General features: G+C 63.6%; 23 protein-coding genes and 2 tRNA genes. 16 read left to right on the plus strand and 9 right to left on the minus strand.

The window, feature by feature from the left end; all coding sequences use genetic code 11:
* Nucleotides 1-18 precede the first annotated feature (18 nt).
* From prmC to hemA, 3 genes are read right to left on the minus strand one after another with little or no spacing between them, the layout of a single operon-like run.
* Nucleotides 19-894 (minus strand): peptide chain release factor N(5)-glutamine methyltransferase, encoded by an 876-nt coding sequence (gene prmC / locus BI364_RS01885; RefSeq protein WP_070077315.1) that lies wholly within the window; start codon nt 892-894, stop codon nt 19-21.
* A gap of 8 nt (nt 895-902) precedes the next feature.
* Nucleotides 903-1,991 carry a peptide chain release factor 1 gene (gene prfA, locus BI364_RS01890; RefSeq protein ID WP_070077316.1) on the minus strand — a complete coding sequence of 363 codons (1,089 nt, stop codon included), beginning with the start codon at nt 1,989-1,991 and terminating at the stop codon, nt 903-905.
* Nucleotides 1,988-3,268 carry a glutamyl-tRNA reductase gene (gene hemA / locus BI364_RS01895; protein ID WP_070077317.1) on the minus strand — a complete coding sequence of 427 codons (1,281 nt, stop codon included), beginning with the start codon at nt 3,266-3,268 and terminating at the stop codon, nt 1,988-1,990. The genes prfA and hemA overlap by 4 nt, the downstream gene beginning before the upstream one ends.
* A gap of 140 nt (nt 3,269-3,408) precedes the next feature.
* Here hemA and BI364_RS01900 point away from each other — a divergent pair, with 140 nt between their 5' ends.
* From BI364_RS01900 to ychF, 8 genes are all read left to right on the plus strand, one after another.
* A complete protein-coding gene (locus tag BI364_RS01900) occupies nt 3,409-5,130 on the plus strand; it encodes a tetratricopeptide repeat protein (RefSeq protein ID WP_083251092.1) in 1,722 nt (573 codons plus the stop codon).
* Complete coding sequence (gene lolB / locus BI364_RS01905) at nt 5,127-5,735, plus strand: lipoprotein insertase outer membrane protein LolB (RefSeq protein ID WP_070077319.1); 609 nt, start codon at nt 5,127-5,129, stop codon at nt 5,733-5,735. Before BI364_RS01900 ends, lolB begins: the two co-directional genes overlap by 4 nt.
* Entirely contained in the window at nt 5,732-6,607 is an 876-nt protein-coding gene (ispE, locus tag BI364_RS01910; protein ID WP_070077320.1) for a 4-(cytidine 5'-diphospho)-2-C-methyl-D-erythritol kinase, read from the plus strand. Before lolB ends, ispE begins: the two co-directional genes overlap by 4 nt.
* A 31-nt stretch (nt 6,608-6,638) precedes the next feature.
* Nucleotides 6,639-6,713, plus strand: a tRNA-Gln gene (locus BI364_RS01915).
* Nucleotides 6,714-6,761: 48 nt separating this feature from the next.
* Nucleotides 6,762-7,700 carry a ribose-phosphate diphosphokinase gene (locus BI364_RS01920; protein WP_070077321.1) on the plus strand — a complete coding sequence of 313 codons (939 nt, stop codon included), beginning with the start codon at nt 6,762-6,764 and terminating at the stop codon, nt 7,698-7,700.
* 117 nt (nt 7,701-7,817) lie between these two features.
* Nucleotides 7,818-8,459: a 50S ribosomal protein L25/general stress protein Ctc gene (locus BI364_RS01925; protein WP_070077322.1), complete on the plus strand. Its 642-nt coding sequence runs from the start codon at nt 7,818-7,820 to the stop codon at nt 8,457-8,459.
* A 16-nt stretch (nt 8,460-8,475) separates the two neighbouring features.
* Nucleotides 8,476-9,051, plus strand: a complete 576-nt coding sequence (pth, locus tag BI364_RS01930; RefSeq protein ID WP_070077323.1) for an aminoacyl-tRNA hydrolase — start codon at nt 8,476-8,478, stop codon at nt 9,049-9,051.
* A 36-nt stretch (nt 9,052-9,087) separates the two neighbouring features.
* Nucleotides 9,088-10,179, plus strand: a complete 1,092-nt coding sequence (gene ychF, locus BI364_RS01935) for a redox-regulated ATPase YchF (protein WP_070077324.1) — start codon at nt 9,088-9,090, stop codon at nt 10,177-10,179.
* 1 nt (nt 10,180) lies between these two features.
* Here ychF and BI364_RS01940 read toward each other — a convergent pair whose 3' ends face one another.
* Entirely contained in the window at nt 10,181-12,979 is a 2,799-nt protein-coding gene (locus BI364_RS01940) for a bifunctional diguanylate cyclase/phosphodiesterase (protein ID WP_070077325.1), read from the minus strand.
* A gap of 138 nt (nt 12,980-13,117) precedes the next feature.
* On the opposite strand from BI364_RS01940, the gene BI364_RS01945 reads away from it, so the two are divergent.
* From BI364_RS01945 to ada, 3 genes are all read left to right on the plus strand, one after another.
* Nucleotides 13,118-13,194 (plus strand) — tRNA-Met (locus BI364_RS01945).
* Nucleotides 13,195-13,404: 210 nt separating this feature from the next.
* Nucleotides 13,405-13,620 (plus strand): hypothetical protein, encoded by a 216-nt coding sequence (locus BI364_RS01950; RefSeq protein ID WP_070077326.1) that lies wholly within the window; start codon nt 13,405-13,407, stop codon nt 13,618-13,620.
* 117 nt (nt 13,621-13,737) lie between these two features.
* Complete coding sequence (ada, locus tag BI364_RS01955) at nt 13,738-14,868, plus strand: bifunctional DNA-binding transcriptional regulator/O6-methylguanine-DNA methyltransferase Ada (protein ID WP_070077327.1); 1,131 nt, start codon at nt 13,738-13,740, stop codon at nt 14,866-14,868.
* On the opposite strand, the gene BI364_RS01960 is transcribed toward ada, so the two are convergent.
* From BI364_RS01960 to BI364_RS01975, 4 genes are all read right to left on the minus strand, one after another.
* On the minus strand, nt 14,840-15,760 hold the full coding sequence (locus BI364_RS01960; protein ID WP_197495798.1) for a nitrate- and nitrite sensing domain-containing protein: 921 nt from the start codon (nt 15,758-15,760) through the stop codon (nt 14,840-14,842). The two genes, ada and BI364_RS01960, sit on opposite strands and share 29 nt — an antisense overlap.
* Before the next feature lie 23 nt (nt 15,761-15,783).
* The gene (locus BI364_RS01965; protein ID WP_070077329.1) at nt 15,784-16,995 is read right to left on the minus strand and encodes a methyl-accepting chemotaxis protein; all 1,212 of its coding nucleotides are present in this window, start codon (nt 16,993-16,995) and stop codon (nt 15,784-15,786) included.
* Between the two features lie 154 nt (nt 16,996-17,149).
* Nucleotides 17,150-17,422, minus strand: a complete 273-nt coding sequence (locus tag BI364_RS18165) for a hypothetical protein (RefSeq protein WP_070077330.1) — start codon at nt 17,420-17,422, stop codon at nt 17,150-17,152.
* Nucleotides 17,423-17,491: 69 nt separating this feature from the next.
* Nucleotides 17,492-18,460 carry a LysR family transcriptional regulator gene (locus BI364_RS01975; RefSeq protein ID WP_070077331.1) on the minus strand — a complete coding sequence of 323 codons (969 nt, stop codon included), beginning with the start codon at nt 18,458-18,460 and terminating at the stop codon, nt 17,492-17,494.
* A 126-nt stretch (nt 18,461-18,586) separates the two neighbouring features.
* Between BI364_RS01975 and BI364_RS01980 the strand changes: the two genes are divergently transcribed.
* The gene (locus BI364_RS01980) at nt 18,587-19,729 is read left to right on the plus strand and encodes a TDT family transporter (protein WP_233279562.1); all 1,143 of its coding nucleotides are present in this window, start codon (nt 18,587-18,589) and stop codon (nt 19,727-19,729) included.
* Here BI364_RS01980 and greB read toward each other — a convergent pair.
* Nucleotides 19,726-20,235, minus strand: coding sequence for a transcription elongation factor GreB (gene greB, locus BI364_RS01985; protein ID WP_070077332.1), 510 nt, complete (start codon nt 20,233-20,235; stop codon nt 19,726-19,728). The genes BI364_RS01980 and greB overlap by 4 nt on opposite strands.
* 65 nt (nt 20,236-20,300) lie before the next feature.
* Between greB and BI364_RS01990 the strand changes: the two genes are divergently transcribed.
* The 4 genes from BI364_RS01990 to BI364_RS02005 all read left to right on the plus strand — a co-directional run bounded on the left by BI364_RS01990 (nt 20,301) and on the right by BI364_RS02005 (nt 26,063).
* Nucleotides 20,301-22,502: a tRNA(Met) cytidine acetyltransferase TmcA gene (locus BI364_RS01990; RefSeq protein WP_083251095.1), complete on the plus strand. Its 2,202-nt coding sequence runs from the start codon at nt 20,301-20,303 to the stop codon at nt 22,500-22,502.
* A 121-nt stretch (nt 22,503-22,623) separates the two neighbouring features.
* Entirely contained in the window at nt 22,624-23,376 is a 753-nt protein-coding gene (locus BI364_RS01995) for a GntR family transcriptional regulator (RefSeq protein ID WP_083251511.1), read from the plus strand.
* A 75-nt stretch (nt 23,377-23,451) separates the two neighbouring features.
* A complete protein-coding gene (locus BI364_RS02000; protein WP_070077334.1) occupies nt 23,452-24,804 on the plus strand; it encodes an 8-oxoguanine deaminase in 1,353 nt (450 codons plus the stop codon).
* Entirely contained in the window at nt 24,801-26,063 is a 1,263-nt protein-coding gene (locus tag BI364_RS02005; protein ID WP_070077335.1) for an amidohydrolase family protein, read from the plus strand. The genes BI364_RS02000 and BI364_RS02005 overlap by 4 nt, the downstream gene beginning before the upstream one ends.
* Nucleotides 26,064-26,094: the final 31 nt, after the last annotated feature.

The following is a 26,094-nucleotide window of genomic DNA, read 5'->3' on the forward strand; positions in this document are numbered from 1 at the left end:
GCGGGAGATTGGCCGATGCTACACCGGGTGCGCCGCGGGGTCATCCGTGGGTCGACGCCCCAAGGTGACGCGCTCATGCCCTTCGAGGTCGCGGTAGGTCTGCACCTTCTCGTAGCCGCGGGCGGCGAACAGTGCGCGCACGGCGAGGCCCTGGTCGTACCCGTGTTCGAGCAGCAGCCAGCCGCCCGTGCGCAGCCGAACCAGGGCGTCAATCACGATACGGCGTATCGCGTTGAGGCCGTCCGGCCCGGCGCTCAGTGCCTCGGGAGGTTCGGTGGGCAGATCGCCTTGTCGAAGATGCGGATCGTTTTCCGCGATGTAGGGCGGGTTGGAGACGATCAGGTCGTAGCCGCTGTCTGCCAGCGCCGCAAGCCAGTCACCTTTACGGAACTCGATGCGTTCAAGCCCGAGGCGGCGAGCGTTGTCGCGTGCGACGATCAGCGCCGTTTCGGATCGATCAGTGGCGACGACCTGTGCTCGCGGCCGTTCGCTGGCGAGCGCGAGGGCGATCGCACCCGATCCGGTGCCCAGATCTGCCACGCGTGTCGTTGTGTCTTCCGGTAGGTGGGCGAGGGCGCATTCGACCAACCGCTCGGTTTCTGCACGCGGGATCAGTACGCCAGGCTTTACGCGTAGGCGCAGCGACCAGAATTCACGCTCGCCCGTCAAATAAGCCACGGGCTCGCCACCCAGCCGCCGGGCGACCAAGTCCTCGAAAGCTGCCCGCCGATCCGCGTCAAGTACGCGCTCGGGCCAGGCGCGGAGGTAACTGCGCCCGCGCCCGAGCGCGTGGGCAAGCAGTAGCTCGGCCTCAAGTTCGGGGGTTGCGACGTGTCCGGTAAGTCGGTTGGCCGCCCCGTTCAGGAGTTCATCGAGGCGAGGGTGATCCGTCATCGGCCCGCTCAGTCGTCCAGACCGAGCGCGGTCAGTTGGTCGGCCTGGTATTCGCTGATCAATGGCTCGATCACTTCGTCGAGTTGCCCCGCAAGCGTGTCGTCGAGTCGGTATAGCGTGAGATTGATGCGGTGATCGGTCACGCGTCCCTGCGGAAAATTGTAGGTGCGGATGCGTTCGGAGCGGTCGCCACTGCCGACCAGGCTTTTGCGCGCTGCTGCCTGTTCGGCGGCCTGTTTCTGGCGCTTGCTCTCCAGCAGGCGTGCGGCGAGCAGGCTCATGGCACGCGCTCGGTTCTTATGCTGAGAACGTTCGTCTTGGCATTCGACCACGATGCCGCTGGGTAGATGCGTGATGCGGATGGCGGAATCGGTTTTGTTGACGTGCTGACCACCGGCGCCGGAGGCGCGGTAGGTGTCGATGCGTAAGTCGGCGGAATTGATTTCCTGAGCCTCGACCTCGTCGACCTCGGGCATCACCGCGACGGTGGCCGCAGAGGTATGAATGCGGCCCTGCGACTCGGTTGCCGGCACGCGCTGCACGCGATGCGCGCCCGACTCGAATTTGAGTCGCGAATACACTCCCTGACCGATGATGCGCGCGATGACTTCCTTGTAACCGCCATGCTCGCCCTCGTGTTCGCTCAGTATTTCGACTCGCCAGCCGCGGGATTCGACATAGCGCAGATACATGCGGTAGAGGTCGCCGGCGAACAGGGCCGCCTCGTCGCCGCCGGTGCCGGCACGGATTTCGAGGAAGCAGTTGCCGGTGTCGTACGGATCTGTTGGCACCAGATGGATCTTGAGCCGTTGTTCCAGTGCCTTGACGCGTACATCGGCAGCCGAAATTTCCTCGCGCGCCATTTCGCGCATTGCCGGATCCGGTTCCTCAAGCAGGCCGCGGGCGGCATCAAGGTCGGCGAGTGCGGCGTGGAAGCGGCGATAGTCGCTGACCACGGGTTCGAGCTGGGCGTATTCAATGGATAGCTGGCGAAAGCGATCCTGCGCCTGGATGGTTTGCGGATCCGCGAGGAGGGCGGCAATTTCGGCGTGACGTTCGGTCAGTGCCTGAAGCTTATGGTCGATACTGGATTTCACGGTTTCAGCTTATTGTTAAGCGGGCGTGGCAACTTGAGTAGCTCGCAGGCAGCGCCGATCAGTTCGGTGCGGCCGTCGCGCGCGGCCCGATGCAGGCTGGTGGTGGGTTCGTGGGTCAATTTGTTGGTCAATGTTTCGGCCAAAAATTCCAATACTTCTTCGGGGGGGCGTCCGTGGGCGAGTTGCCGCCGTGCCTTTGCGAGCACGTCTTGACGTGCCTGTTCGGCACGGTCGCGGTAACCGCGAATCAGTTCGACCGCGTCCTGCGCACGCAGCCAGCCCATGAAGTGCTCAGTCTGCACGTCGATGATGCTTTCGGCTTCGGTGGCGGCTTCATGCCGCGAGGCAAGATTCTGGGCGACGACCTCCTGCAGGTCGTCCACGGTGTAGAGATAGATGTCGTTGAGCTTGCCGACCTCGCTCTCGATGTCCCGGGGTACCGCCAGGTCGACCATGAACATGGGTTTGTGGCGTCGCTGGCGGATGGCGCGTTCGACGGCTCCCTTGCCGAGGATGGGTATCGGGCTGGCGGTGGAGGAGATGACGATGTCGGCTTCGTGCAGCACTTGTCCGATATCGGACAAGGTGATGGCGCGTGCTTCGAATTCTCGTGCCAATGCTTCGGCGCGTTCCGGCGTGCGGTTGGCCACCGTGATGTCGCGGATGCCGGCACCGCGCAGATGACGGGCGACCAATTCAATGGTCTCGCCCGCGCCGATCAACAGCGCACGCTGCTGACCGATATCGCCGAAAATTTGCCTGGCCAGCGTCACTGCGGCGAAGGCGACCGATACGGCGTTGCTGCCGATGGCGGTATCGGTGCGTACATGCTTGGCGACGGCGAAGGCGTGTTGGAACAGGCGCCGGAGCATCTTGCCGAGCGTGCCCTGCTCGGCCGCCGCGGAATAAGCCGTTTTGAGCTGGCCGAGGATCTGTGGTTCGCCGATGACCAGCGAATCCAGGCCGCTGGCGACGCGGATGGCGTGGCGGACCGCCTCGATGTCTGAAAATTCGTAGATGAAGGGACGCAAGGCGCCGCCGTCGAGATGGTGGTATTCGCTCAGCCAGTTTACGAGATCGGATTCGTGCTGCGAGCCGTGCAGATTGCAGTACAGCTCGGTGCGATTGCAGGTCGAGAGGATGGCGGCTTCCTCCAGACCGGGTAACCGTGCCAGCTCGCGCAGGGCATCGCTCATTTGTTCAGGGGCGAAGACGACCTTCTCGCGCACGCTGACGGGAGCTGTCTTGTGATTGATCCCGATCGTGATGAGCGACATAGACGCAGGATGAGTTGGCAAACAAAAAATTCTGCTGGATGCATCAGTCTATTACAAGCGGGGATAACTGTGCGGCGTAATCGTGCCTGAACCGTTATGATGTGACGGGGCTAGCATGGCCAGGATGTGCGGAGCGACGAATGAAGCGAGTGTGGGGCTTGGCGCCGGTCATGGCCGGTCTTTTGTTGGGCGGTTGTGCAACCGTGAGGACACCCGTCGGCACCGAGGCTGCCGCCAATCCGGTCCGTGTCGCCAGCGGCCAGTTTGCGTCGACGCCTTCGAGTCGAGCTATGTACGACGTGCTTGCCGCCGAAATGGCAGGGCAGGCGGGCGATGCCAAGACGGCAATCGAGTATTACCGTAAGGCGATGCGCGCCTTGCCCGACCCGGCGCTCGCCCAGCGCACCATGGAGATCGCGACCTTCCTGCACGACGAATCGGTCGCCCTGGAAGCCGCAGGCCGCTGGGCCGCGTTGGCGCCCAATGATGCGCGTCCACAACAAGCGCTCGGTATCTTGTATGCCCGACAAGGCGAAGTTGATAAAGCCGCCCTGCATCTGAGCCGTTTCGTGAGCCTCAGCGGGCAGAAGAGCAGTCCTGCCCTGTTGCGGATAGGTGCGCTGCTCGCCCAAACGGTCCAGGGCGCTACGGCGTTGCCCGTTATGCACCGCTTGATCAGCGATTACCCGCAACAGGCCGGCGCGCAATATGCCTATGGTGTGCTGGCCCTGCAGCTGGGGGCTCCTGCGACCGCGCTTGACGCCGCTGAGCATGCGCTCGCTCTGCAGCCGGGCATGAGTGAGGCGCTGGGTCTCAAGGCTCAGGCGCTCATGTCCCTCGGACATCAAGACAGGGCACTTGATCTTCTCAAGGGCGCCCTGAACGACGCGCCGGACAGCGTGGCCCTACGCTTGGCCTATGCGCGTCTACTCGTGAGCACCAAGGATTACAGCCACGCGCGCGCTGAGTTTCACTGGTTGCTCAAGCGTGATCCCAATAATCCTGATGTGCTCTACACGCTTGGTCTGCTGGACTTTGAACTCAAGCGCGACCGCGAGGCCGGGCGCTATCTGCAGCGCGTGGCAAAGGCGGGCTATCATGTTTCAGCCGCGCAATACTTCCTCGGGCGAATCGCCGAACGCGGGGGCGACATGGAGTCAGCCCTGAATCACTACGCGAACGTGGATGCCGGTGAGTACCAGTTCGACGCGCAGGTACGCATTGCCTATATTCTCGCCCGGCAGGGCGATCTCGACCAAGCTCGAGAGTACCTGAGCGAGCTGCGCGCCAGCGTGTCCGATAACCAGCAGAAGATTGGGCTTTATCTGGTCGAGGGCGAGTTGTTGCAGCAGGCGGACGATGCGCCGACCGCGCTCAAGCTCTATAACAAGGCGTTGCGTACCTACCCGGAAGCGGCTCGACTGCTTTATGCGCGGGCGCTGGTCGCCGACAGCCTCGGAGATCTGGGGCAAGCCGAGGCCGATCTGACACGAGTGATTCAGGACAATCCCAAGGATGCGGCGGCACTCAATGCGCTTGGTTATACCTTGGCGAATCAAACCGACCGTTACGCCGAGGCGTTGGGTTATATCCAGCGCGCGTTGGCACTCAGCCCCAGCGATCCGGCCATACTGGATAGCATGGGATGGGTGCAATACAAGCTAAAACACTATCCCGAGGCCGTAGGCTACCTTGAGCGGGCGTATGCCGGCTTCCCGGACCCTGAAGTAGCCAGTCACCTGATTCAGGCGCTGGTCGCCTCAGGCGAGCGTACGCAGGCGCGCGCCGTACTCGACAAGGCGCTCAAGGCGCATCCCGGCGATGCCAAGCTCGCAGCCGTGAGGCATCAGCTTGGCCTATGAACGTCTTGCGTGGGGTTGCGGTAACCATGACGCTGGCGCTGATCCTGGCGGGTTGCGCGAGCGTTCCGCAAAGATCGCCAGGTGAGCTTGAGGGAGCCTGGCGCCGCCACGAGGCGGCGATCCTGGCTAACGCACAGTGGTCGCTCGATGGCAGTTTCGGCCTGAAAATCGGGCGTCGCGGCTGGAGCGCCGGGCTGCGTTGGCGGCAGGCTGGCGAGCGCTATCACATCGACATCTACGATCCGCTGGGTCGTACCGTGGCGGTGCTCGCGGGCCGTCCCGGCGACGTCACGCTTGATACCGACCGTGACAAATCCTATCGCGCATCCTCTGCCGCCAAGCTGATGACGCACGCACTGGGCTGGTCGCTTCCGGTTTCGGGTCTGCGCTATTGGGTTCGCGGCGTACCTGTCCCCGATGAGCCGATTGCCGCCCGCCAGCTGGATGGCAGCGGGCGTCTGAGTCGTCTGCAGCAGGACGGTTGGACCGTGCGCTATCAAGACTACGACTACGATACCGTCAATGCTCGTCCGACCCGAATGGTGATGACGCGCGGCGACGTGCGTTTGGTTGTGGTGGTCAATCAGTGGGGCGACGGGTCGTGACGGGTTTTGAGTCGGATGGTTGGCCCGCGCCGGCCAAACTCAATCTGTTTCTGCATATCATCGGGCGTCGGGCAGATGGCTATCATCTGCTGCAGACGGCGTTCCAGTTTCTCGATTATGGCGACACGCTTCACTTCGACTCGGCGCCATGGGGTACGGTGAGCCGCGTGGAGGGGCCGGAATCGCTGCCGGAGGCAAACGATCTATGCGTTCATGCCGCCCGTCTCTTGTTGCGCGAAACGGGTCTGCACGAGGGTGTGCGCATGCGCCTGAACAAGCGCCTCCCGATGGGCGGTGGTCTTGGCGGCGGCAGTTCGGACGCAGCCACGGTGCTGGTGGCGCTGAATAGCCTTTGGCGCGCAGGCCTGTCCGTGGATGAACTCGCAGTCCTGGGATTGGCCCTCGGCGCCGATGTGCCGGTTTTCGTCCGCGGGGTTTCCGCCTGGGCTGAGGGCGTCGGCGAGTGTCTGACCCCGCTGCCGGATTTGCCTGTACCCTGGTATGCAGTCATCAAGCCCCCCGTTTCGATTGCGACTGTAGATCTGTTTTCCGAGCCTAAATTGACACGCGATTGTGCGCCGATCACAATACGCGACTTTCTTTCGGGGGCTGGTGGCAACGTCTTTGAAGCCGTGGCGCGGGTGCGTTACCCCGCGGTGGCGGTGGCGCTGGATTATCTGTCAAAGTATGCGCCGGCTCGGCTGACCGGGACCGGGGCTTGTGTCTTCGCTGCCTTTGTCGATGTGGATTCGGCTCGGCGTGCGTTGCACGATTTGCCCGGAGGATGGAGTGGATTCGTGGCGCGGGGATGTAATATGTCCCCGCTACAGGATCGCTTACGGACGATGTCCGTAGGCCGTGGGGCCGCCTGAGGGCGGCTATTTCAATTTTTGGACGTTTTATTGGGCCGTCGCCAAGCGGTAAGGCACCGGGTTTTGATCCCGGCATTCCCAGGTTCGAATCCTGGCGGCCCAGCCAGTCAACTGTAGAGCAGCCGTCGCCGTGTCTGTATCCGAAATCAGCAGGATGATGGTCTTCTCCGGCAATGCCAACCCCAGGCTTGGCGAGAAGGTCGTGCAGCACCTTAATATACCGCTGGGCAAGGCTCTGGTGGGTCGCTTCAGCGACGGTGAGGTGCAGGTCGAAATCCTCGAGAACGTCCGCGGTAAGGATGTCTTTATCGTGCAGCCGACCTGTCGCCCGACCAATGACAACCTGATGGAACTGCTCATCATGGTCGATGCCTTGCGTCGTGCTTCGGCTTGGCGCATCACTACCGTGATTCCCTATATGGGCTACGGCCGACAAGACCGCCGCGTGCGTTCGGCGCGGGTGCCGATCTCGGCCAAGGTGGTGGCGAATATGTTGACCGTTGCCGGCGCTAACCGGATTTTGACGGTCGACTTGCATGCCGACCAGGTCCAGGGCTTCTTCGACGTGCCGGTGGATAATATCTACGCCTCACCCGTATTGCTCGGCGACGTTTGGCGCCAGAAATACGAAAATCTGATCGTGGTGTCGCCAGACGTCGGTGGCGTGGTTCGTGCCCGTGCACTGGCCAAGCGCCTGGACGATGCCGAACTCGCGATCATCGACAAGCGCCGCCCGCGCGCCAATGTCGCCCAGGTGATGCACATCATCGGCGACGTCGACGGCAAGACTTGCCTCATCGTGGATGACATGGTCGATACGGCAGGTACCTTGTGTCAGGCGGCCAAGGCTCTCAAGGCGCACGGCGCATCGAAAGTCGTGGCCTACGCCACGCATGCGGTGCTGTCCGGGCCCGCAATAGACAACGTTTCGAACTCCGAGCTCGACGAACTGGTGGTCACCGACACCATCCCGCTGACCGCCGAGGCCGAGGCCTGCGTCAAGATCCGCCAGCTCAGCGTGGCCGGCGTGTTGGCGGAGACCATTCATCGGATCAACCGCGAGGAATCGGTGAGTACCCTGTTCATGGATTAGCGGCCGCAAGGCCGCACAGGCGGTGGGCGAGAGGGTTCGCCTACCGGGAGATGTCCCTGGTCGCGGGGACATGACGACCGCTCAGGCGGTCATTTTGCTAAAGCTGGAGTTAAATCAATGACTGACAATTTCGAACTTATCGCCGAACGGCGTGACGACCAGGGGAAAGGTGCGAGCCGCCGCCTGCGTCGGACCGGCCGTGTCCCGGGGATTATCTACGGTGGCGACAAGGACGCGGCCGCCATTAGCCTTGAGGCAAGGGTGCTTAACAAGCAGCTGGAAAACGACGCCTTCTACTCGCATATCCTCACGGTGAATCTCAACGGTAGCATTGAAAAGGTGGTGTTGCGCGCCTTGCAGCGTCATCCGGCGCAACCCGTCATCCTTCATTTCGACCTGATGCGGGTCAACGCGGACACGCCGGTGCGCGTCCACGTGCCCTTGCATTTCTTGAACGAAACGACCGCTCCGGGCGTCAAGACCAGCGGCGGCATGGTCAATCACCACATGGTCGAAGTCGGGATCGCCTGTCTGCCGCAGGATTTGCCGGAATTCATTGAGGTTGATCTGGGTGGTATGGAGCTCAATGACGCCATTCATCTCTCCGAGCTCAAATTGCCGGCAGGCGTCAGCCTGGTCGAGCTGAGCCATGGCGAGGGTCACGATCAGGTGGTCGTGGCAATTCACCCGCAGCGTGTCAGTGCCAGTGATGCCGCCGACGACGCGGCAGCTGAGGGTGGCGAGGGCGACACGGCCTGACGCGGAGGATCCGGGTATGTCCGACCCACTGAGCCTGATCGTGGGACTGGGCAACCCGGGACCGCAATATGACCAGACCCGGCACAATGCCGGGTTCTGGTTCATCGACGAGCTGGCTCGCCGCTTCGGTGCTTCGCTACGCGCGGAAAATCGATTTTCCGGCGAGATTGGGCGCGTCCGTATCGATGGGCAGGAACTTTGGCTGCTCAAACCGACCACCTTCATGAATCGTAGCGGGCAGTCGCTCGCACAGTTGACGGCCTTCTACAAGATCCCGCTGCATCAGGTTCTGGTCGCCCATGACGAAATCGATTTGGCGGCGGGTGACATACGCTTCAAATTCGATGGTGGCCATGGCGGTCACAATGGTTTACGCGATATCTTTGCCCATTCTGGTCAGGGTTTCTGGCGTGTGCGTATTGGCGTGGGGCATCCCGGCCATCGCGACCAGGTCATCGATTATGTGCTCGGTCGCCCGGGTCGCGACGAACGGCAGGCTATTGATGAGGCAGTCAGCGCCGCCATCGATGCGCTGCCAGAGCTTATCGGCGGCTCCGGCGAGCGTGCCATGAAAACGCTGCATAGCCGCTGAACCGGCTCACATTCACCCGACAGGACGATAACAACCATGGGCTTCAAGTGCGGCATCGTAGGGCTTCCGAACGTCGGTAAATCGACCCTGTTTAACGCGCTCACCAAGGCAGATATCCAGGCCGAGAATTACCCCTTTTGCACCATCGATCCGAACGTTGGCATGGTTGCGGTGCCGGATCCGCGCCTAGCCGAGTTGTCCGCGATCGTATCGCCAGAGCGGGTGGTGCCGACCAGTATGGAGTTCGTCGACATCGCCGGTCTGGTTGCCGGTGCCTCGCAGGGCGAGGGGCTGGGCAACCAGTTTCTCGCGCATATCCGCGAGACCGACGCGATTGCCCACGTGGTGCGTTGTTTCGTGAACGACGACGTTATCCACGTCGCCGGAAAGATCGACCCGCTGGAAGATATCGAAGTCATCACCACCGAGCTGGTGCTGGCGGATATGGATACGGCCAGTCGCGCGGCCCAACGCATCGGCCGCAACGCCAAGTCGGGCAACAAGGTGGCCACGACTCAGCTACAGGTGCTCGAACGTCTGCAGGCCCATTTCAACCAGGGCTTGCCGGCGCGTACGCTTGAACTGGAGGCGGATGAGATCGACTGCATCGAGGAGCTGCATCTGATTACGCTCAAGCCGACGTTGTATGTCGCGAACGTGTCCGAAGACGGCTTCGAGAACAACCCGATGCTTGAACGCGTGCGCGAACTGGCAGCCGCCGAGGGTTCGGAAGTGGTTGCCGTATGCGCGGCGATCGAGTCGGAAATCGCCCAGCTGGATGAGGCCGACAGGGCTGATTTCCTGGGTGAGATGGGTCTCCAGGAAGCGGGTCTGGACCGCGTGATTCGCGCGGGCTACCGATTGCTCGGTTTGCAAACGTATTTCACGGCCGGCGTCAAAGAAGTGCGTGCCTGGACCGTCGTTGCCGGTTCGACCGCTCCCCAGGCGGCCGGTCGTATCCACACCGATTTCGAGAAGGGTTTTATCCGTGCGGAGGTCATTGCCTATGCGGATTTCGTGAGCTGCGTCGGTGAGCAGGGGGCCAAGGATGCGGGTAAGTGGCGCCTGGAGGGTAAGGATTACGTCATGCACGAAGGCGATGTGGTCCACTTCCGCTTCAACGTCTAAATCAAACGTCCGGGAGCATGCTGAAGCGTCGCTGATCGGAGGTCGGCGATAATCCAGCCTGTTTGGCCGGTATCAGCAGGCTATCGAGTGCGTCCGCTGGGACCGGCTTACCGTAGCGAAAACCCTGTGCCGCGTCGCAACCGAGTTTGAGCAGATAGGCTTCCTGTTCGGCAGTTTCCACGCCCTCGGCGACCACGCCCATGTCCAGGCTGTGCGCCATCGCGATGATGGCGGCAACCAACGCCTTGTTGCTACGGTCATTCGGCACGTCATCGAGAAAACCGCGATCGATCTTGAGGATGTCGATGGGCAGTTCACGTAGGTAGCCCAGCGACGAATACCCAGTGCCAAAGTCGTCTACGGCGATGCGGATACCGAGTTTCCGCAGGCCCTGCAGGGCGGCCGTGACCTCCGGCGTACGTTCCATCAGAAGCGACTCGGTGATTTCGACGATCAGCCGTCGGCCAGGCAGCCCGCAGGTCCGCAATACTCCGTTCAAAGTGGCGATCACATCGCCCCCGCGAAATTCGCGCGCAGAAAGGTTGATGCTCAGAGAGAGCGCAGAAGCCTCCTCGCCCAGGCTCAGGATTTTCTGCGCGGCTTCCTTGAGCTGGCGACGCGTCACGGCGTGAATCAGGCCCGTCTCTTCCAGTACGGGCATCAGTGCCGCCGGTTGTTGCAACGCGCCATCGGGGGGTTGCCAACGCAGGAGCACCTCGACACCCGTGATGACCCGTGATTTCAGGTCGACAATCGGCTGGTAGTGATTGAGGAATTCGTGTCGCTGCAGGGCATGGCGCAGCGCGGTTTCCAGATTTAGGCGGTGGATGACCTTGGCCGTCATTTCCTCGGAATAGAAGGCGTAACGATTTCGCCCCTCGTGCTTGGCGTGATACATCGCGGTATCGGCGTGCTTGATGAGGTCGTCGATGTCGAGCGCATCCTCCGGGTAGAGGGCGATGCCGAGGGAGGCGCCGACGAAGATCTCCTGCCGCTGAATCCGGAAGGGCTGGCGCAGGGTGTTCAGGATCTTGTCGGCGACCGCTGCGGCTGCGCTGCTGTCGCTCAGTTCACCGAGGATCACGGTGAACTCGTCGCCGCCGAGGTGGGCAATGGTGTCGCTTTCGCGGACACCCAGGCGCAGCCGGTCGGCGACCAGTTTGAGCAATGCGTCCCCAGCGTCGTGTCCCAGGCTATCGTTGATGTGCTTGAAGTGATCGAGATCGATGAACATCAGGCCCAGTTGTCGACGTGCGCGAGAACCCTGCGTGATCAGACGTTGCAGGCGATCGCGGAACAGGTGGCGGTTGGGCAGGCCGGTGAGCGGGTTGTAGAAGGCCAGTTTCTGCAAGCGCTGTTGGGCGCGCATCTGTGCGGTGATGTCCTTGCCGGTCGAGACGAAATGGCTGATGCGTCCGCGGGTATCGCGCAAGGGACTAATCGTCTTCTGCTCGTAATAGAGCGAACCGGCTCGAGTCCGGTTGATGACGATGTCGTGGAAGGATTGCCCGTTGCGCAGGGTGCGCCAGAGCCTGCGGTAAAAGCGTTCGTCGTGACGCCCCGAGCGTAGCAGCCGCGGGTTCTGTCCGAGGGCTTCATCATGGGAATACCCGGTCACGCGCTCGAAGCTTGGATTCACGTACTGGATGCGGCCATCGGCGTCGGTGATGTAGACCACGTCGCTGGTTTGCTCGACTACGCTGGAAAGGCGCTCGGCTACCGCATATGCCCGCCGGCTGGCGCGTCGCACCTGTGTCAGATAAACGCTTACGCCGAACCAGATGGCCAAAAGCCAAGTGTAGGCAAGGATCAAGCCCATCTCCCGCTTGTGACTGGCCTGGTCGAGCGCCTCCGCGCCGATAAAGGAAACCACCCGCCAAACGGGCCCTTCGGTGCCGTCGATGACCGGCCCGATCACCGTACCGCTATCCGCACCCATATAACTGGCGACCTCATCCAGCGGATGGATCGTGGCGTAGCTGAGAAGCCCCTGGCTCTCCAATTGCTGGCCGATCGTGCCAGGGCTTAAGTGTGTCCACGTAATGTCCTTGAGGACACCTGGAGGGGCTTGCGGGCTAGATGTCGGTTTGTTCTGGTTGAGCCACTCACCGGTCCGGCTGAGCAGGAAGGCGCTGCGTCCGATGCCCAGCAGATCGTTGCGCACCTGTTCGATGAGGCGGGCACCTAGATAATCGAGTGCGAGATGACCCCGTACCTTCCCGTTCGCGTCGGTAATCGGCGTGACGAAACGGATCACGGGTCTGTCCCGCTCTTGATCGGTGCGTTCGCCCGAGTGCATCAGGTCGGAAACGTAAATGCTACCGGCACCGAGGCGCGCGATACGCTGGAAATTGGCGCTCGATCCTTTGTTGCGTAGCGCATCATCGGTGGATATCCGGGTGGCGCCATTGGTGTATGCGACCCGGATCAACTCCTGTCCGTCGAGGTTCAGCAGACAAATTTGGCCATAGAGGCGCTTCTCGCGCGCAAATACCTCGAATTCATGGGCGATGCGCTGTCTGAGGGCCGGGTTCGGTTGCGTCACCAGTGCTTGCAGGTCAGTGCGCTGGCTGAGAATCCGCAAATCGCCGACTGCCGACTCGAAATCGCGGTGAATGCGCGACAGTACGAGTGCTACGGCCGCCCGTTCGGTCAGCATGGCCTTGCGCCGCTCTGCGGCTTGATCCTGCAGGTGAAACGCGGTCAATACGAGCGCGGTGACGAGCGCCACGGGCACAAATATGAGGCCGAAGGTCCTGAACCAGCGGGTGTCTACTGGAGCCAGCAGTGTTTCGAGCATGCAGCGATCCACCGTGTGGGTGTGGAGACCCCGTCGTTTCGATTATGTACCACTTTGCCCCCGCGCACGAACGCACACATTGATGGCGAGCTTGACATGGGGGGAGTGGTTGCACAAAATCCCCGCCTTCCTGCCGTAGGCTATGTAGCTCAGCTGGTTAGAGCACAGCACTCATAATGCTGGGGTCGGTGGTTCGAATCCACCCATAGCCACCATCCAGGTACGCACCTGGAATCTCGCCGCGCCACGCCCACAAGGATCATCTAAATGATCCGCCGCCTGCCTGTCCGTCCGGACAGCCGTATCACCGCGTCCCGCATTTCGCTTAACTTGCGCCAGGTCATCTGTCTGCCGCTTATGGCTGGTACGGTTGCGAGCGGAGTTCATAGTCTGAAGTCCGCATTGCAGCAGGGGCTGGAGGGCAAATGAATCGCTACGAACAGCGTCGTCGGCTACTGGAGCGCTTCAAACAGGCCGAGGCGATTCTGCGTGAGCGGGAGACGACCTACTTGGCGTGCGTACGCAGACACGGCGCCGTTCCCGAGCGTGAGCTGGCGTATGCGGATGTGGTTGCCGCACGTCAGGCAGCAGAACGGATATTTGCGGATCTCCAGAATTGCGATCTCCCGCCTCCGCTCTGACGCAATGCTGGCCGCCGATTGATTTGTAAGCAAGAAACGGGATGACAGCGCGCCCGACAACCGCCAAAGTTCCGATCATATAGACGACGGTTCGCGTTGTATGGGAGGTGATCGCTGATGCCTGACAAAGAGACGGATGTCGAGGCACTGATAGAAGCGCGTTGGTCAGCGGTGATGGCGCGCGATCATCTGGCGGACGGTCGCTTCGTGTATGCCGTACGCACGACCGGCATTTTTTGTCGGCCGGGCTGTCCCTCGCGGCGCCCGGCTCGCCGCAACGTGTGTTTTTTCGAGACCGCACAGGCAGCCCTCGCGGCGGGCTTCAGGTCTTGCCTGCGCTGCCGCCCGTTGGATGCGCTCGAAAACCCGGTGGACGATTCGGTCGCGCGTGCCTGTCGCTTGATCGAGGCAAGCGAGGCGCCTCCTTCGCTGGACGAACTGGCTGCGGCGGTGGGCTTGAGTCCAGGGTATTTGCATCGTCGCTTCAAGGCGGGGATGGGGATGACGCCGAAGGCCTATGGCGCCGCGTTAAAGATAAGGCGATTGGCCTCTGCGCTGAGTAGCGGTGTCAAGGTGAGCGACGCGATTTATGCGGCGGGCTATGCCGCCAGCAGCCGGGCCTATGAGGCGGCAGCGGGTGGTTTGGGTATGGCGCCTTCGGTCTATCGACGTGGCGGGGAAGGAGAGTCGATTCGTTATGCGGTGGCGGCTTGTTCCCTCGGTTGGCTCGCCGTGGCGGCAACCGGCCGTGGCGTGGTGGCCATCGAGTTATCGGATGACGCCGACGCCTTGCGTGAGGCACTGGGGCGGCGCTTCCCGAAGGCAAGGTTGGTGGAGGCGAGTACGGCGTTGGCTCGCTGGTTGGATGCGGTGGTTGCGCACATCGAGGCACCTGGGGCGCTGCTGGATCTGCCTCTGGACGTGCGAGGTACGGCCTTCCAGCTACGTGTATGGCGTGAATTGCAGGCGATTCCTGCGGGAACGACGATTAGCTATGCGACCTTGGCTCGACGGCTTGGACGACCGAAGGCGGTACGTGCGGTGGCAGGTGCCTGCGCGGCGAATCCCCTGGCCGTGGTGATCCCCTGTCACCGGGTCGTGGCGGCGGACGGCAAGCTGAGAGGTTATCGCTGGGGCCTGACGCGCAAGGCCCGTTTGCTGGCGCGTGAGGCAGGGGAAGACGAAACCGATGAAGAGGAGGATGACTTGGTCCAGATCCTCAGGCTGCCGGCACCGCCGCGGCCTTGAGCGACGCATCGGCCGGCGTGCGATGGCCAGATGGCTGCGCGAGTGAGGTCGAGGCGGCATCGTAGACGCGATAGATGTCTTCGAGGGCATCGGTCGCGGCGGCGAAATAGGCCTCAGCATCGATGTTTGGGCATTCGACGGCGATTAGCTCCGACTCGATCAAGGACAGGAGTCTTCCGCCGGTTCCCTGGGCCTTGGCCGCGGCCTGCATGGCCTCGCGGCTGAGTGGACCGCCATCTCGTCCGATTGCCGTCTGGACCACCTTGAGGCCATCGCGTATATGGGTGACCAGAAAGCGTAGGCGTATGCGGTCCACGCCGCTGGCTTGTCCTACTGCGGCGATGCCCGAGCCGATGGCGCGTGCCTTGCCGATGCCTTCGGCAACCTCCGGCAGGCGTCGCCAGATCATATCGGTCAGGCTCGGAGAAACGGGCGAGCCGGCATCGAGCTGACTGCGTTCGGCCACATCCGAGATGAGTCGCAGCAGGTCCTGGATCAGAATGCTGTGTCGCGCAAAGCTTTGCAGTGGGCTTAGGCTGAGCACCTGGCTGCGCAGGGTCTCCCAGGTCGTGCGTAGCTGTTCGATGCGTGGCGGGGCGAGCAGGTCGGGGGTAGGTGGGGCATCGACGAGCGCACGCAGGGCGTGGTGTATCTCAGCCTGTTTGGCTTGCAGGCGCGTACTGAAGGCGGGGTTGCCATTGAGCAGGATGCTGGCCATGCCCCGGTGCAGCTGAAGGTCGTGCAGTAGCCCGCGAAGCGCGAGATTGATCTCGATACCGCGTTGGCTGCGTTGCCTGGGCGATTCCGCCTTGCGCGCGCGCAAGGCGGCCAGACCCAGGACCGAGAGGGCGAGCGCCAGGCTCGGCGCCAGGAGTTCGTGCAATGCATTCATCGGCATGTTCCCTCGTATAGGCCTCAGACCGGCTGGGCTTCGCGATGCCCGGCCAGCGCGCGGTGAAGGCCTTGTGCGAGCTGGTCGAGATAGGCGGCGACCTGCGCGGTTTCGTGTGCGGCGGCGCTGTTGGTCCATGCGCCATTTGAGATGTGCTCGACATGGCGGGCGATTTCCGTGCTGACCTCGGTCTGCTGGTGCGTGTTTACCGCGATCTGATGCACGCCGTCGAGGGCTGCTCGCACGCGTTGATGGATGTCGTTCAGTGAGCCGACGACGGTGTCGATATGCTGGACGTTGGCGTCGGCGGCTTGCTGTGCTTCATCCATCTGTTCGACGGCGTGTCGGACCTCGTCCTGAATGCCGCTGATAACTTCGGTGATGGTATCCGCCGAGCTGCGCGAGCGTAGTGCGAGGCTGCGTACCTCGTCGGCCACCACGGCGAAGCCGCGCCCTTCTTCGCCGGCCCGTGCGGCCTCGATGGCGGCATTGAGGGCCAGTAGATTGGTCTGTTCGGCGATGCTGCGAATGAGTTTGGAGACCTCGGAAATTTGATTTGATCGTTCGCGTAGCGCACGCATCGCCTGTGCCGTGCTATGGATGCTGCGCGCGAGCGTGGCGATGCCGGCAGTCGTTTCGGTCAGGGTTTGGCCGCCGTTGTGCGCGAGCTCGCTGGCATCGGCTGCGCGCCGTTCGGTGTCGCGGGTCTGTTCGGCGACCTCACCGAGGCTGGTGCTCATCTGTTCCATGGCGGCGGCGGTGGATGTGGCGGCATCGCGCTGGCGCGCGGTGCCCTCGTCCACCCGGTTCGCGCTCGATTGGAGCTCACCGACTGCGTGGGTGACTTCTTCCAGTGCGGCGGCGGTCCGGGTTTCAAGCCGTTGAACGTTGCGCGCCATGTCGTTGAAGGCGACGGCAACTGCGCGACATCCGTCGACGCCCCAGGCGGGCAAGCGGGTGTCGAGGTGGCCGTGGGCGATGGCCTCCAGCGCCTGAGTCAGCGCGCGTTGGTTCCGTAATTGCCCCTGAATCCAGCAGGCCGCTAGGTAAACTCCGAGGCCGAGCAGCGCGAGTATGCCGCCCAGGGCGATGGCGTCCGGGTGGAGATTGAAGTCTGCGGCAATCAGCAGGTTGCCGATCGGTACCAGCAACAGGCAGGTGACCAGTGCAAGCTGGAAGCCAGTTGGTAGTCTTCGCAGGAAGCGTTCGCCCAGTGAGGCGGTGATGTCGGGCATGTCTCGTCTCCCATATGCTCGGGGGTATCTGGGGAGATCAAGCAATTGCCACGCCATTCGCTGGTTGGTTGGGGGCATGGCCCCTGCATGGTTCTTGGTGCCCCAAAATGGGGCCATTCGTCGTCTTGCGCACCCTGATGGGGCGTTTTCGCCTTTAAAAAAGTCCGCCCATCCAGAGGAACAGTCCAATGATTCCCGCGCTGAAGAAGGTGGTGACGATCGCAAGGTCCATTTCGCGCTGCAGATGTTCCGGCCATTCGCCGGGTGGTCGGGTGTGTTCGCTGGCGACATTATCGGGGCGGGCTTGCGGGAGGGTGCCCAGCAACAGTCGTTCAGTCATGAGCTGATCGGGGCGGGTGGCGACGCTGGCATCGTTCGTCGCCTGATCCTGGGGGGATTGTTGGGTTTGCGTTCGGTCTTCCGTCATCGTCCTCACCTCGCAAGTGGGATCTGGCGAGCCTGCGTACCCAAACCTATAGCACAGCCGCTGTGACCGCTATGAACCCATGGACTTCATGGATTTGAGTCTGCGCCTGCGCTGCGGTTCCGTTTGTGCTTCCAGCCCAGTGGGTGCGGCGGGTGTACGGATCAGAAAATCCTTGAGAAAAGCGATGAATCGTTCTGCCGCGCGGGAAGGTTGATTGGCGGCGAGCAGGGTGAGTTTGCGGCGGAGGTTCGGGCGTAAGGGGATGCCAATGACATGCTCGCCTTCGTGGCGTAGCGCGAGGCTGGAGAGGAAGCCGATACCCAGTCCCTGGCGCGAAGCTTCTATCACGGCGGCGACGCCGGCGAGGGTCATGCACACGCGCGGCGTGAGCCCCGCTTGTGCGAATGCGGCCTCGACCAGCTCGCGCGTGCCTGATCCGGCCTCGCGCAGGATGATCGGTTCGTCCGCAACGTCGGTCAGGGTCAGTGCTCGTCGGGCGGCAAGGCGGTGGTGGCGCGGCACGACCGCCACGATGGTGTCGTTGCCGAGTGGTTGGGCGGAGAAATGTACGGCGGCCGATGCATGCCCTACGGGTCCTTCGATGAGGCCGATGTCGCAGGTGTCGATGTGATCGAGCACCGACTGGCTGTTGTGGCTTTCCAGGATGATTTCGATCTGCGGTGCGACTATGCGGAATTCGGCCAGCGCGGCCGGCAGGATGTAGGCGCCGAGCGTCTGGCTTGCTGCGATGCGAACGCGCCCGGAATCCACGGAGGCCAGCGCGAGCGCGAAGGCTTCGGCTTCGTGTAATGCGTCGGCCAGTGCCTGGGCGTGTCGGTACAGCTGCTGACCTGCGCCGGTCAGCGCGATACCACGGCCCTGCCGCCGATACAAAGGTTCGCCGATGATCGACTGCAATTGTCGAAGCTGATTCGATACCGCGGGCTGCGTGAGATGTCTGGCTCGTGCGGCTGCACCGATGCCGCCTTCGCGGACGACATGGGCAAAGGTAATCAGTTGATCCGGGTTGATGCGCATACGTCGTCCTTGAATCACGATTAATGATATTAAAACCAACAAAACATAATTATTCAAAATATGTTTTGGACGTTACTCTGGCGCCTGTCGATTATGTTACAGGCAGCACCGGGAGGTATCGGTATCATGAAGTCGCACAAAAGCGTCAAGGAAATCGTCCGTCATTTCACTCCGAACTGGTTCACCATGAACATGGGGACCGGCATTTTGTTTCTGAGTCTGCACGAGAGCTTTCCCGCTGCGTTGCCGGGGCAAGACTGGTTGACCCGTGGATTGTGGTGGTTCGACATGGGGCTCTATGTGTTGTTTTCGAGTTTGTTGCTCGCGCGTCTCGTCTGGTTTCCAGACAGCCTCGGGCGGTTGCTGCGCCATCCCGTGCAATCCATGTTCCTGGGAGCGATCCCCATGGGTCTGGTGCCGATCCTCGATGGCTGGGTGTTGTTCGGGCCGGAGCTGATCGGGCACGCGGCGATCGGTCTGGCCGAGGCCTTATGGTGGGCCGATGCCTTCCTTGCCGTGCTGTTCGGCTGGTTGGTGCCTTATTTCATGTTCACCCGTCAGGCGCATCTGCTTGAGCGCATGACGGCGGTGTGGTTGCTGCCCATTGTGTCCGCCGAGGTGACGGCCGCGGCCGGTGGTCTGCTGGCGCCGCATCTGGCCCCGGCCGCCGCCGAGGTGGTGGTGATGACGAGCTATGTGCTGTGGGCCTTGTCGATGCCGCTGGCGCTGACCATCGTGGTCATCCTGTTCCTGCGTCTGGTGCTGCACAAGTTACCGCACCGCGATATGGCTGTGTCAAGCTGGCTGGTGCTCGGCCCGATGGGGACGGGGGCGCTTGGCTTGTTGCTGCTCGGCGTGGCTGCCCCGGCCGCCTTCGCGGGCACGCCGCTCGCCTCGCTCGGCCCATTGGCGCGGGGTGTCGGGGTGATCGGCGGGGTGATGCTTTGGGGTTACGGTCTGTGGTGGTGGGTGATGGCCTGGCTGCTGACGCTGCGTTACCTGCGCGAAGGCCTGCCGTTCAACATGGGCTGGTGGGGCTTTACCTTCCCGCTCGGTGTGTACGCTGCGGCGACCCTGCAGCTGGCTCATGAGACTGGGTTGGCGGCGTTCGGCATTTTCGGTGCGCTGCTGGTGGTGCAGCTCGCGGGTTTCTGGACCGTGGTTACGCTGCGGACCTTTCACGGCATGTGGTACGGCTACCTGTTCAATGCACCCTGCCTGTCGAGCGAGACGGGCCTGTTCGAATCCGAACCCGAACCTCATACCTAGTCTGTATCCCCCAACGTTTCCAGGTAGCGCAGGCCGACTACCCAGTAGACGGCCTCGCCCTGCGGCGTTTGCACGCGAACTTCGTCATCTAGAGCCTTGCCGAGCAAAGCTCTGGCCATAGGCGAATCGACGCTGATATAGCCCGCATTGTCGAGTTCGTCGGCGCCGACGATGCGGTACCCGACTTCGTCTCCTGACTCGGTTTCCAGCGTGACCCAGGCGCCGAAATAGATTTTCGATGCCGCCTGAGGTCGCGTCACTACTTTGAGCGAGGGCAGACGTTTTTGCAGATAGCGTATGCGCCGGTCGATCTCGCGCAGCTCCTTCTTGCGATAGATGTACTCGGCGTTCTCCGAGCGATCGCCCTCGGCGGCGGCCGCCGCGAGGTGGCGGGTCACGTCGGCGCGATGCGGCCATAGCGCATCGAGTTCGCCGGACAGAGTCGCGTAACCCTCCGGGGTGATGTAGGGCGACGATCTCGGTGTAGGGGGGCGCCAGCGGCCCATGGTTTGTCGCAGTCCGGCAAGTGAAAGCGCGGAGTATATCCGGGTGGGGTCGGCGCTGCGGCATAATGACCGTCGTTGCACCGCGAAGCCCGAATTGCCGACTGATGTTCCCTGCCGATCCCGTCGAACTGGCCCGATCTCTGATCGACGCAGCGCGCGCCAGCCGCCAGCGTCGCGTGCTCGTGCTCGGTGGCGAACCCGCCTGGGCACGCGCAGCGGGTGAAGGCTTGCGCGGGGCGCTTCAGACTACCGCCTTATGGGTCGGCGATACGGCGCCAGCGGGTTGGACGGCGTGTGCGCCACGCGCAGCGCGGGGGCAGCTCGGGCGCGAATATCAGCTGGTCTGTCTCGATGCCTTCGCCGGGCTCGATCCGGATGCGCTCGGCGCGGTGGCCGGGACGCTGGTTGGTGGCGGCCTGTTGTGTCTGCTGTGTCCGCCGTTGGCCACATGGCAAGTCTATGCCGATCCAGAGTGCGAACGCATGTGCGTTGCACCGGGGAGCGTGGAGGCGGTGGGCGGGCGTTTTTTGCATCGTCTTGCGACGATGCTGGCCGACGCGCCGGGTGTATGCATAGTGCACCAGGACGGGCGTGTGAGCGGCGATCCGTCGGCGCTTGAGCTGCCTGCCGAGCTTGCCACGGAACCGGCGATTTCGGCGGACGGTTGCGTGAACGATGAACAGCGAGTGGCCGTGGCGGCGGTGCTGAACGTGGTGCGCGGCCATCGCCGCCGGCCCGCGGTATTGACCGCGCATCGTGGGCGTGGCAAATCCGCGGCCCTTGGTCTCGCGGCTGCCGTGCTCATGGCCGAACGCGGGGCGACGGTGTTGCTCACCGGCCCCAGTCTCGCGGCGGTCGAGGCTGTGTTCGAGCACGCTGCGGCACGTTTGTCTGGGGTGCGGCGCTCGCGCACCGAGTTGGTCTGTGGTGCGGGGCGGCTGCGCTTCGTCGCGCCCGATGCCTTGGCCGTAAGCCCGCCCGTGGCCGATCTTGTGCTGGTCGATGAGGCTGCCGCGTTACCTCAGTCATTGCTGTTGCGTCTGCTACGAGCTTGCCCGCGGCTGGCCTTCGCCACCACGGTGCACGGTTACGAGGGGTCGGGCCGTGCCTTCGCCCTGCGTTTCGAATCCCGGTTGGATGCCGAGGCACCCGGCTGGCGCGCGTTAACGCTGAAAAGCCCGGTGCGGTGGGCCGAGCATGACCCTCTGGAGGCGCTGGGCTTTCGTGCGCTGTTGCTCGATGCCGAACCGGCGCCGGCCGCCAGCATTGCCGGTGTGCCCATGCTGCGTGCGACGATTGAGCGTTTGGACCGAGACGCCCTGGCGGCGGATGAGGCGCTGTTGCGCGAGGTCTTTGGACTACTGGTTCTCGCGCATTACCGGACCCGGCCCTTCGATCTACGTCAGATGCTCGACGGTCCCTCGGTCGCGGTATGGGTCGCGCGCCTGAACGGCTGTGTCGCTGCGGTGGCGTTGATCGCCGAGGAAGGGGGGTTACCACCGGATCTCGCGTGCGAAGTGGCGAGCGGTCGCCGCCGGGTGCGCGGGCATCTCCTGCCGCAAGTGCTCGCCGCGCACTGCGGGCGACCGGACGCGATGGCGCTGCGTGGTTGGCGTGTGTTGCGGCTGGCAGTACATCCCGCCGTGCGTCGTCGCGGACTGGGTCTGGCGCTGCTCGCGCGACTCTCCACCGACGCGCGTGCCTGCGGGCAGGATTGGCTGGGTGCTAGCTTTGGCGCGACGCCGACACTGCTTGCCTTTTGGCGGCACGCGGGGCTGATGCCACTACGCGTCGGCGCCACCCGCGAGGCCAGCAGCGGCGCGCATGCGGCCCTGGTGCTGCGGCCGTTGTCGGTGGAGGCCGAGAGCTTGTACCGCGCACTGCGACGGCGTTACCTGGCGTTATCGCCACAACTACTGGGCGACGCGTTGCGTGATATCGACCCATTGCTCGCGCTGGCGTTACTCGCCCGCGATCCGGACGACGGAGTGCCATCGGTGCCGTCGCCCGAGTGGCGCCGCGACGCCGAGGATTTTGCCCGCGGCGCCCGCGATTACGAAGATGCCCTCGGCGTGCTTTGGCATCTTGCCGTCGAGGTGTTGCCGCGGACCGCGTTCACGGGCGACACGGCATACCGCGCACGGCAGGCCTTGGCGATGAAGGTCCTGCAGAAACGCAGCTGGAAGACGACGGCCGAGCATCTTGGCGTGCCGGGGCGGCGGCAAGTGATGGCGCTGTTGCGCGAGGCGACGGCGCGTCTGATCTGATGCATGCAACATTCCCGGTGACGGAGTGTGACGGTTTGTTATAGTGATGCGCTGGGCGGACGCGCGATCCGGATGTGTCGCCTGGGCTCGCCTGAAGTGCAAGCTATCCGAGGAGGTCAGCATGGGGCGCCCCATCGAAGTGTCCGCCAAACCGTCCGCACGGCCGGCGGCCCGGAGTCGAACCAAGACTCGCGCCGGCTCACGCTGTTCCGCGCAGGACATTTATGTCCAGTTGCGAGAGATGATTCTCAGCTTCGATCTGTATCCCGGCACCCGTGTTACCGAGACCGAGCTGGCCGAGCATTTCGGCGTCAGCCGCACACCGGTGCGCGAGGCTCTGCAACGCCTGGAGCAAGATGCCTATCTGTTGATCCGCCCGAAACAGGGTTGTTTCATCCGCCAGCTCGATATCGCCGAGCTGGGGCACTATTACGAGGTTCGCCAGGACCTGGAAGCCCTTTCCCTGCGCTTTGCCTGCGAGCACATGTCCGATCGTGCACTCAAGGATCTGGGCGAAGCCTGGGACCCGGAACTGCAGCCGGGGCGTTCGGAGGAACCAGGCGAGATGGTATCGCGTGAGGAATCCTTTCACGTGGCGCTGGCCGAGGGCGGCGGCAACAGCGTGCTGGTCAACTATCTCAAGGACATCAACAGTCACATTCGCGTAGTGCGCCGGCTCGATTTCACCAGTGGCGAGCGTATCGATCGCACCTATGCCGAGCACCACGAACTGGTCCACTGCCTCCTGCGGCGCGATCTGCCCGCCGCGGAGGCGCTGATGCAGGCTCACATCGCGCAGAGCGAGGCATTCGCTAAGTCGTTGACGCTGCATCAGCTTGCCCAGCGTCGCGATACCCGCTTCGGCCAGCGCTAATTCCCGGTACGGGGTATTTGGGTATGCAACGTTGCATTATTATGATGCGGTCGCATCCCTGACCCTGGAGACGATATGCGCACCTGGATACGCGAGCCCCTGGCCATTCTTGACCGGGAAGCCGCCGGCGGCTTGGTGATCGAGGGCGAACGGATCGTCGAGCGCGTGCCGATTGGCGCGCGACCCTCGGCGCCGGTCGATGCCGAATTCGACGCCCGCGCACACGTCGTGCTGCCGGGCCTCGTCAACACCCACCACCACTTTTATCAGACGCTCACGCGTGCCTGCCCGCCGGCGCTGGACAAGCCGCTGTTCCCTTGGCTGGAGGCGCTGTACCCGGTGTGGGCAGGATTGCGACCCGAGCACCTAGCGGTCGCGGCGCGGGTCGCCCTGGTCGAGCTGCTGCGTTCCGGTTGTACCACCGTGGCTGATCATCACTACCTCTTTCCCGCCGGTCTTGATGAGGCCATCGACATCGAGGTCGACGCAGTCCGCGCGCTGGGTATGCGCGCGGTGCTGACGCGTGGCTCGATGAGTCTGTCGCAGGAAGACGGCGGCCTGCCGCCGCGCAGCGTGGTCCAGCGCGAGGACGCCATTCTCACTGATAGCGAGCGCTTGCTCGCGCGCTATCACGAGGCCGGCGAGGGCGCGATGCTGCAGATCGCCCTGGCGCCCTGTTCGCCATTTTCGGTCAGCGGCGAACTGATGCGCGAGAGCGCGGCGCTGGCACGGCGCCACGGCGCGCGCCTGCATACCCACCTGGCCGAGACCGAAGACGAAACCGACTATTGCCTCGCGCACTTCGGCCACCGTCCGGTGGACTATCTGGAGACCTTGGGCTGGCTCGCGGACGATGTCTGGGTGGCCCACGGTATCCACTTCGACGATGCCGAGATCGCGCGTTTGGGCGCGGCCGGTGTTGGCGTCACCCACTGTCCCTCGTCCAACATGGTGCTCGCTTCCGGGCGTTGCCGCGTGCTGGCACTGGAATCGGCGGGTACGCCGGTGAGCCTGGGGGTGGATGGCTCGGCATCCAACGACGCCTCCAATCTGATGATCGAGACACGGCAGGCGTTTTTGCTGCAGCGTTTGCACGAGGGCGCCGCGCGGGTGGGGCATCGCGACGCCTTGCGCTGGGCCACCGAGGGCGGTGCCCGCTGCCTGGGTCGGCCCGACCTCGGTCGGCTGACGCCAGGCGCTCAGGCCGATCTGGCGCTATTCCGGCTCGACGAGCTGGGCTTCGCCGGGGCCGGCGACCCGCTGGCCGCGCTGGTGCTGTGCGGCGCGCATGCCGCCGACCGGGTGATGATCGCGGGTCAGTGGCGCCTGATCGACGGCGAGGTGCCGGGCCTTGACGTCGAAGCCCTGGTGGCGGCGCAGCGCGAGGCCTCGGCCGCGTTGCTCACGGCGGCCGGGGTGATCGCATGAGCGCAGTGGTCTATCGCGCGCCGATGCTCAATCCGCGTGGTGCGGATACCCTTGACGCCTGGGCCGATGGTGGCCTGCGCGTGCGTGACGGCCGCATCGAGGCGATCGGCGACTTCGATGCCGTCATGCGCGTCGGCGAGGCACATGACCACGTCGAAGTGCTGGAGGGCGTGATCGTCCCCGGCTTCGCCGACGTGCATATCCACTGGGTACAGCATCCGGTGCGCGGCGCCTTTGAGGCATCGCTGATGCCCTGGCTGCGCGAACATATCTGGCCGGAAGAGATGCGCTATGCGGACGAAGTCTTCGCCGCCGCCGCGGCACGGCGATTTTATACCGATACCGTGCGCGCTGGCACGGTGATGGGCATGAGTTACTCCAGTGCGCACGCCGATGCGGTGCGCATCGCCGATGACGCGCGCGTGGGCGACTGGATGACCGGCGACGTGGTGATGGAGCATGGCGCGCCCGAGGCATTGACCCGCGCCAGCGTGCACGAGGCCATCGAACTGGATCGTCGCGCGAGCGGCCTCGGCGCGGAGCGCTACGTGGTCACGCCGCGTTTCGCCCTCAACTGCACCCCACGTCTGATGGCCGACCTGGGTGCTTACGCCCGCGTCGGCGGTTTCCACGTGCAGACACATCTGTCCGAATCGGCCGCCGAAATCCGCGAGGTGCTGCGCGAATTTCCCGAGGCCGACGACTACACCGACATTTACGACCGCGCCGGCCTGCTCGGGCCTCGCACCGTGCTCGGGCACTGCGTGCACCTCTCGGCGCGCGAGTGGGCCGTGCTGCGCGCGCGCGGCTGCTGGATCGCGCACTGCCCGTCGAGCAACGAGGCGCTGGATTCGGGACGCATGGATCTGGAAGCGGTGCGCCGCCACGGCATCCCCTATGCGCTGGCCAGCGATGTCGGTGCCGGCCCCTCGCACAGCCTGCTGCACGTGATGCAGCGTTTTCTGGAAATCCATCGCGCCGCCGACGTGGCGGTGAGCGGCACCGAGGCGCTGTATCGCGCCACACTCGCCGGCGCCGAATGCATGGGGCGTAGCGTCGTTGCAGGCAATCTCGACGCCAGCAAGCGTGCGGACTTCGTACTGCTGCCCAGCCCCGGCGGCCCACTCGATGCCGAGGGCTGGATCGGCGAATGGACGCGCGGCGCCATGCACGAGTTGGAGAACCGCCCGCTCGCCACCTGGATCGCCGGCGAACGCCACGACCCGGCCACCGTTTCCGTGAATCCCCCGCCTCCCTGAGTCACGCCGTCGTGCGCGATTCGTCCCGGTG

Origin of the sequence: Acidihalobacter yilgarnensis (assembly GCF_001753245.1) — a bacterium.
Classification (GTDB): Bacteria; Pseudomonadota; Gammaproteobacteria; order DSM-5130; family Acidihalobacteraceae; genus Acidihalobacter; species Acidihalobacter yilgarnensis.